A 5,517-nucleotide genomic window follows, 5' to 3' on the forward strand; every position below is an offset into this window, starting at 1 on the left:
CCAAGAAGTATTAATTAGTTGCTTAGAAGCTATTTCTAAATATTCTTTTGCTTTTTGATTATTAGAATCATAATATTCTAATTTTGCTAATCTATAATACTCTAATCCAGTATTTTGATTATGCACATTTTTTATTTTGTTTAATAACAATTCTTTTAAACTTTTATCATGCAAAATATAGACTCCATATACTATTTTACATTCATCAATTAAATCTTTATTTTTACTCTTTTTTAAAAGATCACTTATTTTTTCATATGCTTCTTTTGCTTTTACATCATTCTTCTTTTGACAATAAAATGATAATTTTTTCTGATTTAATTCAAGTTTTTCACCTTTTGTAAGAATTGCATTATCTAATAAATCAAATAACTTTTCTGTTTCTTCGTTATTACCTTGCATTAAATAGCCATCTAATTCAAACATCATAATAGTAGATTGCATGTAAATTAACTTTAGTTTCTTATTTTTTAATAATTGAAAATACAAATTATAATTATTATTTATATATAAGATTTTATTAAGCTCTACTGTTGTTTTTCTTCTTAATAACTCCAAGTTGAAAACAATAATAATAACAATTATTAAAACAATAACTAACCATAGATATTTCATACTTTCATCTCCTTGTAAGAATAAGCCCCAACAATGTTGAGGCTTATTTTTCATTTATGCGTATACGCCTGTTAAGTAACCTAGACCTGTTAAAATACATGCCAAGATTAAGATGAATCCCATTAATTTAAGTGGAGACCATTTTTTCTTTGCATATAACCAGTATACTAGCAATGTTAAACCAAGTGGTAGTATCTTTGGAAATATTGAATTTAACATATTGTCTGCATTAAATAGAACTTGATTTGGAATAATTTCTCCAGTTGTTCCATCAAATACATCCTTAACAATTTGAATTGGTAATGAAACACTTACGAATGAAGCTGTTAATGCTCCTACTACGATTAATCCTAAAACTGTCATAGCATCTGTTAATGCATCAAGTTTTCCAGTAGCCATCATATTTTGCATACCTTCTAATCCTGATTTATAACCAACTTTAAATAGCCACCAGCTTAATAATATTGTTCCTAATGGATAAGCTATCATATAAATAACAGGTCCTAACCATGCTGTTTCAGGAGATGCTTGTGCTATTGATAAACAGATTGTTAATAACACTGGGATTATAGTAGCTACCCAAAGGGAATCACCAATTGCTGATGTTGGACCAATTAATGCAACTTTAACTGATTCAATTAACTCTGGTGTACATTGCCCATTTGCATTTGCTTCTTCTAATCCACATACGATACCATTACAAATTGATCCAACTTGTGCTTCGGTATTAAATAATGTTATATGACGATGTAAAGCTTTTGCTTTATCTTCTTTACTTTCATATAAATCATCAATAACAGGAGCCATTGATTGACCAAACGCCATACCTAACATTGATTCTGCTTGTTGAGAACAACCATTCCAAAAGAACCATGTAAAGAATGCTTTTTTAAGTGATTTAGGACTAATTTTCTTAGCGATTGTCATATTATGCATGCTCCTTTCCTGTAATGATTGTATAGTATAATACTGCAGTTATAATTCCAACAACAGCTACTGCCATTGTACTTAAATTGAAATAAGTAATAAGAATAAATCCAGCCAAGAATATTACAAAGTGATATTGTTTCTTTAATAAGAATGATAATATAATACCCATTCCTAGTGAAGCCATCATGCCTCCAAAAATTCCTAATAATGTTGTTACCCAACCTGGAATTAATGTTGCGAAGTCAGCTTGACCTGATGCTGCAGTCATTGATGTTAAAACAAGAACAGCAGGAATGAAACGACATGCAAATCCAATTAATTGTCCTAACAGAACATTTGGAATGTACATCTTGTTTGTAGCTCCTTCATTTGCATATTTTTGTGCAATACGATTAAGTGGTAAATTTGCAGCATACGAAATATTCCACATTAATTGTCCAACTAGTCCTCCAATACCTGCAAAAACTACTGCCAATCCAATTACTTCTGTTGTTCCTAATCCAGCTCCAAATACAAGTGCCCCTGCAGTACCTATATAAGTCGCATAAGATAAATCCCAAGCTACTGCTCCTCCAGGTGTAACATTTCCCATATACATGATTTGTAATGGAACTCCTACAACTAAAGCTGTCGGAATATCACCCATGATAACACCTACTACAAGTGATGCTACAATTGGTCTACCTAGTGTATACCAACCAAATGTGTTTCCAACGATTGATCCGATTGAACCTAAGTAAATAAATAATGCAATCAAGATAATTTGAATCATTGTCATACTTTGTCTCCTCCTTATGTTTTATATTGATTTTTTAAAAGTTTCCCAACTTGTACCCGCTGCATTTGGTAGTTGTTGAAAGCTAACTTTAAATCCTTCTTTAATGAGCCCATCTATATTAGTAATATCTTCATCACTTAGAAAAAATATACCTGTAGCTCCTGTTACTTGATGATTTGTGTCTGGTCTTTTAGCCATATTACCCAAGATAATTTGTTCGCACCCTTGGATTTCATCTTTAATTGCAACTAGTAGACTTGGAAATTTCACAATTACTAGTCTATTTTTATCGCTTTCTTGTTTAAGAATTTCTTTTGCTTCTTCTGTTGTAACGATATGAGTAATATATTGTTTTGGTACTCCCATTGTTAGAATAGAACGAAGCATTGGATTTTTAGCACTTTCGTCATCAATTGCAATTATTTCTTGAATTCCTAATGTCGGACACCATGCTACGATTGTTTGTCCATGAATTAATCGATCATCAACTCTTATATATGTCTTTGCCATTTTCTCTCCTTATTGAATCGCTTTTCTTACAAAGCCATTCACTTCATTTAATTTATGTTTTGCTTCTTCTTCGCCAATATTTAATAAAATCATGACGATAGCTGTTTTGCAATGATAGTCACATTTCATTAATGCTTCTTCAGCTTTTTTTATGTCACATTCAGTAGCCATCATTACAATTCTTTTTGCTCTTTCTACAAGTTTTTCATTTGTAGCTTTCATATCTACCATGAGATTTCCAAATACTTTTCCAATCCCTATCATAGATGTCGTTGTAATCATATTTAATATCAATTTTTGACACGTTCCTGCTTTTAGTCTAGTTGAACCTGTAAGAATTTCTGGTCCTGCATCTACTTCGATAGCAACTTCACTGTATTTTGATAATTCACTATTTTTATTACAAGAAATTGAACCTGTTTTTGCACCTATACTTTTAGCATATTCAAGTGCTCCTATTGCATAAGGAGTTCTTCCACTTGCTGCTAGTGCTATGACCATGTCTTTTGATGAACAATTAATATCTTGTAAATCTTTTTTAGCAAGTTCTTTAGAATCTTCTGCTCCTTCTACTGCTTTTACAAATGCTTCATTACCACCAGCAATGATACCTAATATTTCATCTGTAGTAGCAAACGTTGGAACGCATTCAACTGCATCAAGAATTCCTAATCTACCTGATGTCCCTGCACCTACAAAAATGCAGCGACCTCCTTGATTCAATGTTTTAATGACAAGTTCAACACAATGTTCAATATCTTCGATAGCTTCTTTTACTGTTGCAACTGTATTTAAATCTTCATCATTCATGATAGTAAGAATTTCTTTAGTAGTTAACAAGTCAAGGTTCATTGTTTTTTTATTTCTTGTTTCTGTTTTTAGGTGTTCAATATCTACCATAATTCATTCTCTATTAAACTTGCATACATGTAGCAAACTGTCTTTCCATTACTATTTGATTCAATTTGTCTTACTTTCAAATTTGTTGGATAGTATTGTTGATATGGGAAATCGTTTACCCCGCCTCTAAATACCGTATATTCATTTAACGCTTTGTTCCATTGGCTAACTTCTTCATCGCTTAGCACAAAATATGCTTGCGGTATAAATCCAACTAAATCTTCAAATGTTTCTCCATATACCAATTTAATTTGATTTCCGTTTTCTCTAAGATGTTTTACAGCACGTACAACTGCATCATGTGTATTTATATGACGTGGATGCATTGAACCTCGCCAGTGTGTTATTACTAAATCAACCTTTTCTTCAGTAAAGTATTTTTCTAATCTTGCTTGAAATTCTTCTGTTGAAGGCATGTTACTTGATACATAGCCTAACCAAATTGTATCGGCACCAAGATTTTTTGCCGCTCTTTGATTTTGATTTAATAATTCTTGTAGATATGCATCACATTCCTCTTTTGTAGCATTAGGATCTTCAAGTCTTCCTTGAGTTACGTGCATACAAGTACAATGAGCCCCTTCTTTTGCATACTTAATTAATAGAGGTCCCCCCATAAGTTCTGCATCAAGTGAATGTGCTCCAATTGATACCACTCTTTTGATAGTTGTCATTTTACAATTCCTTTCTATATTCAATAAATGTTCTAAAGACTGATAAACCATGTCTTTCATAATATCTTCTTCCAGGTTCATCCGTTGTAATGAAATACATATGATAAATACCCTTTTTACTCATTTGGCACATTTGCATTTCTAATAAGATTCCACCAATACCTTCATTACGTGCTGACTTTGCAATTCCAATAGGACCAAATCTCATCGGATTACCATCAATCATTCTCATGCAAAATCCACAGATATGATTTTCTTTATCTAGAACTACTAGCATTACATCCTCAGCAATTGAATTTTGCATGGCAATTAGTGCATTACGCTTCCATCCACCGCCAAATTCTTCTTTTAAGAATTCTAATAATTCAAGAGAATATTTATACTCAAAATTAATAAATTTGAATCCTTTATTTTCAGCTTCATGTTTTTTTTCAATTACCTTGTCGCTCATTTTAAATCCATGTAAATCTCTACTCATTGAAAAATGCTCAGCTCCTGAAACATATCCCATTTTATCAAAAAAACGACATGCCTCTTCGTGGTGAATTGGATCTAATCCCGCGAAAAAATAGTTTGGACTATATGCCCCTAATACTATATTCGTTACACCTCTATCTATTAAAATTGATTCAACGCTATTTAATAGCTTTGTTCCAATTCCTTTTCTTCTATATTTTTCATCTACAAAAATAACATTAACCCATCCTTTTGTTGGTTCTAATCCACGTTCTAAGTATGGAAATTTTCTTTTTGTACCTAATATAAACCCAATTACTTTTTCATCTTCTACTGCCACAAAACAAAGTTCGTTATCAAAATTATCATCAAATAAAGCTTGTTTTCTGAATTTTTCGATCGTTATGGCATCATACCAACAGCATCTGTTCCAACAATCAACTACTTGCTGTTCATAATATTGACTATAATTAATTATTTGCATTATATCCTCCCATTAACTTGATATGTTAACATATTAAGTTAATTTCATTATAACTCATTGAGTTAAATATGCAAGAGTTTTTTGAAGCGCTTTCAATTTATTCTGATTTTGCAAAAAAAAAGAATAAATGGAATACCATATCTAGTGTTTAGATATACCTTCCGTTTATT

General features: G+C 31.4%; 7 protein-coding genes. All 7 read right to left on the minus strand.

The window, feature by feature from the left end:
• The coding region (locus RR430_RS08695) for a hypothetical protein (RefSeq protein WP_332508935.1) at nt 1–615 on the minus strand (615 nt) is incomplete at its 3' end.
• A 54-nt stretch (nt 616–669) separates the two neighbouring features.
• A complete protein-coding gene (locus RR430_RS08700; protein ID WP_332487540.1) occupies nt 670–1,542 on the minus strand; it encodes a PTS system mannose/fructose/sorbose family transporter subunit IID in 873 nt (290 codons plus the stop codon).
• Between the two features lies 1 nt (nt 1,543).
• Nucleotides 1,544–2,323 (minus strand): PTS mannose/fructose/sorbose/N-acetylgalactosamine transporter subunit IIC, encoded by a 780-nt coding sequence (locus tag RR430_RS08705; RefSeq protein ID WP_332487542.1) that lies wholly within the window; start codon nt 2,321–2,323, stop codon nt 1,544–1,546.
• Nucleotides 2,324–2,344: 21 nt separating this feature from the next.
• Nucleotides 2,345–2,833 (minus strand): PTS system mannose/fructose/N-acetylgalactosamine-transporter subunit IIB, encoded by a 489-nt coding sequence (locus RR430_RS08710; protein ID WP_332487543.1) that lies wholly within the window; start codon nt 2,831–2,833, stop codon nt 2,345–2,347.
• Between the two features lie 9 nt (nt 2,834–2,842).
• A complete protein-coding gene (gene murQ / locus RR430_RS08715) occupies nt 2,843–3,733 on the minus strand; it encodes an N-acetylmuramic acid 6-phosphate etherase (protein ID WP_332487545.1) in 891 nt (296 codons plus the stop codon).
• On the minus strand, nt 3,727–4,407 hold the full coding sequence (locus RR430_RS08720) for a PIG-L deacetylase family protein (RefSeq protein WP_332487546.1): 681 nt from the start codon (nt 4,405–4,407) through the stop codon (nt 3,727–3,729). The genes murQ and RR430_RS08720 overlap by 7 nt, the downstream gene beginning before the upstream one ends.
• 1 nt (nt 4,408) lies before the next feature.
• Entirely contained in the window at nt 4,409–5,347 is a 939-nt protein-coding gene (locus RR430_RS08725) for a GNAT family N-acetyltransferase (RefSeq protein WP_332487548.1), read from the minus strand.
• Nucleotides 5,348–5,517: the final 170 nt, after the last annotated feature.

Source organism: Anaerorhabdus sp. (genome assembly GCF_036641015.1).
In the GTDB taxonomy this organism is placed as follows: Bacteria; Bacillota_I; Bacilli_A; order Erysipelotrichales; family Erysipelotrichaceae; genus Anaerorhabdus.

What these genes read in the sequence shown, in the direction of transcription:
- RR430_RS08720 (WP_332487546.1), bottom strand. Translation starts at nt 4,407, where the DNA reads ATGACAACTATCAAAAGAGTGGTATCAATTGGAGCACATTCACTTGAT.
- RR430_RS08710 (WP_332487543.1), bottom strand. Translation starts at nt 2,833, where the DNA reads ATGGCAAAGACATATATAAGAGTTGATGATCGATTAATTCATGGACAA.
- RR430_RS08705 (WP_332487542.1), bottom strand. Translation starts at nt 2,323, where the DNA reads ATGACAATGATTCAAATTATCTTGATTGCATTATTTATTTACTTAGGT.
- RR430_RS08700 (WP_332487540.1), bottom strand. Translation starts at nt 1,542, where the DNA reads ATGACAATCGCTAAGAAAATTAGTCCTAAATCACTTAAAAAAGCATTC.
- RR430_RS08725 (WP_332487548.1), bottom strand. Translation starts at nt 5,347, where the DNA reads ATGCAAATAATTAATTATAGTCAATATTATGAACAGCAAGTAGTTGAT.
- murQ (WP_332487545.1), bottom strand. Translation starts at nt 3,733, where the DNA reads ATGGTAGATATTGAACACCTAAAAACAGAAACAAGAAATAAAAAAACA.